General features: G+C 53.8%; 2 protein-coding genes and 1 other annotated feature. Both genes read left to right on the plus strand.

What is annotated here, in order from left to right:
- Positions 1–40 precede the first annotated feature (40 nt).
- Positions 41–294 (plus strand) — a binding site (T-box leader).
- Between the two features lie 60 nt (positions 295–354).
- Positions 355–2970, plus strand: coding sequence for a valine--tRNA ligase (locus tag RUMCAL_RS02880; protein ID WP_021680994.1), 2616 nt, complete (start codon positions 355–357; stop codon positions 2968–2970).
- 38 nt (positions 2971–3008) lie between these two features.
- A complete protein-coding gene (locus RUMCAL_RS02885) occupies positions 3009–4289 on the plus strand; it encodes a bifunctional folylpolyglutamate synthase/dihydrofolate synthase (protein WP_021680995.1) in 1281 nt (426 codons plus the stop codon).
- Positions 4290–4383: the final 94 nt, after the last annotated feature.

Below are 4383 nucleotides of genomic sequence, written 5' to 3' on the forward strand. Positions count from 1 at the left end.
CTTACGCACAAGCTTTATTCAGTGTTTCCTAAAGAAAACAAGAAATGCAGAGAAGAGGAGGAGTATCCCGCCGCTGGTTCTGACAGAGAGAAAACGGTCGGTGTAAGTTTTCGGACAGTGTGGGAGAAGGTAGCCTCGGAGCAGCACAGGGGAAGTTTCCGTGAGGACGGAAATGGGTAGTCTGTGCCGGTTCGCACCCGTAACCGTGCAGGATGAGTGCGGCAAGATCGTTGCCGAATTCAGGTGGTAACACGGACAGCAGACGGAAAATTTCCCGGCTGATTCGCCCTGAGCAATTCTGAGGATTGCCGGGGCTTTTTTTATCGGTGATCGAAATGGAAAGGAACGAACTTTATGAAACAGGAACTGGCGAAATCTTACCAGCCGAAAGACTTTGAAGACCGCATCTATAAAATGTGGAACGACAGCGGAAGCTTCACGCCCCATGTGGACTCTGAGAAGCAGCCCTATACCATCGTGATCCCGCCGCCGAACATCACCGGACAGCTGCACATGGGTCATGCACTGGACGAAACTTTGCAGGATATTCTGATTCGCTGGAAGCGGATGTCCGGCTACAGTGCCCTGTGGCTGCCGGGTACCGACCACGCTTCCATTGCGACCGAAGCCAAGATCGTGGAAGCCATGCGGAAAGAGGGTATCAAAAAAGAGGACATCGGCAGAGAAGCTTTTCTGGAACGTGCCTGGGCATGGAAGAAGCAGTACGGCGGCAGGATCGTGGAACAGCTGAAAAAGCTGGGCTCCTCCTGCGACTGGACAAGAGAACGCTTTACCATGGACGAGGGCTGCAGCAAGGCAGTCAAGGAAGTATTTATCAAGTACTACGAGGAAGGTCTGATCTACCGCGGCAAACGTATCATCAACTGGTGCCCGAAGTGTCTGACTTCCATTTCCGATGCAGAAGTAGAATACGAAGTGCAGGCAGGGCATTTCTGGCATCTGCGGTATCCGCTGAAGGACGGCAGCGGCTATCTGGAACTGGCGACCACCCGTCCGGAAACCCTGCTGGGCGATACTGCCGTAGCAGTCAACCCCAACGATGAACGCTACAAAGATCTGGTGGGAAAGACACTGATCCTGCCGCTGGTACACCGTGAGATCCCCATTGTGGCAGACGATTATGTGGAAATGGACTTCGGAACCGGCGTAGTAAAGATCACACCGGCACACGACCCGAACGACTTTGAAGTGGGGCTGCGGCACAATCTGGAAGTTATCAACGTGATGACCGATGATGCAAAGATCGTGGACGCATATCCGAAGTATGCCGGCATGGATCGTTATGAGGCAAGAAAGGCAATTGTTGAAGATCTGAAAGCAGAGGGTGCACTGGTAGAGATCGAGGACTACAGCCACAATGTAGGTACCTGCTATCGCTGCGGCACCACGGTAGAACCGCGGGTTTCCAAGCAGTGGTTTGTCAAGATGAAGCCACTGGCACAGCCGGCGATCGACGCTGTCAAGAACGGCAAGACCAAGTTCGTTCCGGAACGGTTCAACAAGATCTATTTCCACTGGCTGGAAAATATCAAGGACTGGTGTATTTCCCGTCAGCTGTGGTGGGGACACCAGATTCCGGCGTTCTACTGTGACGACTGCGGCGAAATGGTTGTTACCAAGGAAAACAGTGCAGTCTGCCCGAAGTGCGGCAAGCCCATGCGGCAGGATCCGGATACACTGGACACCTGGTTCAGTTCCGCACTGTGGCCGTTCTCCACACTGGGCTGGCCGGACAACACCGAGGAACTGAAATACTTCTATCCCACCAATACACTGGTCACCGGTTATGACATCATCTTCTTCTGGGTAGTTCGCATGATGTTCTCTGGTCTAAAGAACATGGGCGAAGTGCCTTTCGATACTGTTCTGATCCACGGTCTGGTTCGCGACGAGCAGGGCAGAAAGATGTCCAAGTCGCTGGGCAACGGTATCGACCCGCTGAAGGTCATTGACGAATTCGGTGCCGATGCTCTGCGGTTTATGCTGGCGACCGGTAATGCTCCCGGAAACGATATGCGTTACAGTGACGATAAGGTCAAGGCTGCCCGCAATTTTGCCAACAAGCTGTGGAATGCTTCCCGTTTTATCATGATGAATCTGCCGGAGGATTTCCAGTACCACGGACTGCCGGAAGATCTGGAGCTGGAAGACCGCTGGATCGTGTCCAAGTTCAACGCCGTTGCCAAGGAAGTGGGCGAGAATCTGGATAAGTTTGAGATCGGTGTGGCAAGTGCCAAGATCTACGACTTTATCTGGGACGTTTACTGCGACTGGTACATCGAACTGACCAAGCCGCGGATTCAGGCTGGCGGTGCTGCCATGGAAAAGGCACAGGCTGTTCTGGTATGGGTAATGCGTGGCATGCTGAAGCTGCTGCACCCGTTCATGCCGTATATCACCGAGGAGATCTGGCAGGTGCTGACTGACGGCGAATCCATGATTATTGTGGAATCCTATCCGGTCTACGATGCCAAGTATGACTTTGCCGATGCAGTACAGTTCGAAAATGTCATCGATGCCATTCGTGCGATCCGGAACCGCCGTACCGAAATGCAGGTGCCGCCGTCCAAGAAAGCACGTGTCTGCATCGAAACGACCGAGCCGGAACTGTACCGGAGCACCGCGGTATTCTTCGAGAAGCTGGCTTCTGCCTCCGCTGTGGAAGTGGGCGAAAAGTTCGACATGCCGGACGCTGCCACCGCAGTCACGGACAGTGTCCGCATCTTTATCCCCATGGACGAACTCATTGACAAGGACAAGGAACTGGCACGGCTGAAAAAGGAGCAGGAAAAGGTACAGAAGGATCTGGACTTCCTGAGCAAGAAGCTGTCCAATCAGGGCTTCCTGGCAAAGGCTCCGGAAAAGCTGGTGGAAGCAGAAAAGGCAAAGCTGGCAAAGGCACAGGAGAAAATGGACAAGATCGTGCAGTCTATGGCAGCGTTGCAGTAATGATTGCAGGTATGTGAACGTATGAGGGAGTGAGTGCAATGACGTTTTCCGAAGCAATGACCTATATTCAGGGGTATCAGAAAAGCGGCAAGCCAGTGCATGACTTGTCCCGCATTCAGGCTCTGCTGGAAGCCCTCGGCAATCCGCAGGAGCAGTTGCAGGTGGTGCATATTGCCGGAACCAACGGAAAGGGTTCTGTGACGGCATTTTGTGCGGGGGCGGCAACGGCTGCCGGTTTTCGTACAGGCACACTGACCTCACCCTTTATCCGGCACTATACCGACCGCATTCAGATCGACGGCAGGGATATTCCGCCGGAGGCACTGTGCCGGTTCTGTGAACAGGTGCAGGCGTGTCCGGTATCGCAGGACTGCTCGCAGTTCGAGATCACGTTTGCCATTGCTCTGCTCTGGTTCGTGGAACAGAAGTGCGACCTTGTGGTGCTGGAAACCGGCATCGGCGGCCTGCTGGACGCTACCAATGTGATAAAGAAGCCGCTGGTTTGTGCGATCACTTCAGTTTCCTTTGACCATATGGCACTGCTGGGGAACACCCTGACGGAAATTGCCGCCCAGAAAGCCGGTATCATCAAGTCGGGCTGCCCTGTGGTGCTCTCCACGGACAATCCCATGGACGTGGTGTGTCTGGTACAGGACACTGCCAAGCGGAAAAATGCCCAGCTGGTGATTCCCAACATGCAGGACTGCCGCATTGTGTCGGAAACGCTGGAGGAAATTGTGTTCCAGTATCACAGCTTCACCTATACGCTGCACATGTCCGGACGGCATCAGGTGTATAACGCCATGACTGCCATTGAAGTGATTCGGTTTCTGGGCATGCACGGTTATCTGATTACGGCGGCAACGGCAAACGAGGCGTTTTCCAAGGTGCGTGTCCCCGCGAGAACGGAAGTGCTTCGGAAAAATCCCACAGTACTGCTGGACGGCGGGCACAATCAGGCAGGTGTCATGGCACTGGCGGAACTGCTGAAACACGCAGGCACCAAGCCGATACACGGCATCTGCGGCATGATCTCCACCAAGGACTATGCCACTGCCTGCCGGATACTGGGTGATGTGCTGGATACAGTCACATGTGTGGACGATTTTGTACATCACGCCGTCCCGCGTGAAACACTGGCGGCATGCTTCGAAAACCACGCGGAAGTGCACACTGCTCCGTCATTGCAGCAGGCATATGAAACGGCACTGGCACAGGCAAAGGCAGACGGCGGCATGGTCGTCATCTGCGGCTCTCTGTATCTGGCAAGCGAGGTATTGCAGCAAAGTGATACAGCGGAAGATCATACGATGCTTTGATATAAGGCAGGCTTTGTGCGGTGTTGCCTAAACTTTTAGCATGATAAAACCGGTACGGGAAAATATGAACTGACCCCAAAAAGTTAGACAAAGA

It is taken from the genome of Ruminococcus callidus ATCC 27760 (assembly GCF_000468015.1).
Taxonomy (GTDB): domain Bacteria; phylum Bacillota; class Clostridia; order Oscillospirales; family Ruminococcaceae; genus Ruminococcus_C; species Ruminococcus_C callidus.

What these genes read in the sequence shown, in the direction of transcription:
- RUMCAL_RS02885 (WP_021680995.1), top strand. Translation starts at nt 3,009, where the DNA reads ATGACGTTTTCCGAAGCAATGACCTATATTCAGGGGTATCAGAAAAGC.
- RUMCAL_RS02880 (WP_021680994.1), top strand. Translation starts at nt 355, where the DNA reads ATGAAACAGGAACTGGCGAAATCTTACCAGCCGAAAGACTTTGAAGAC.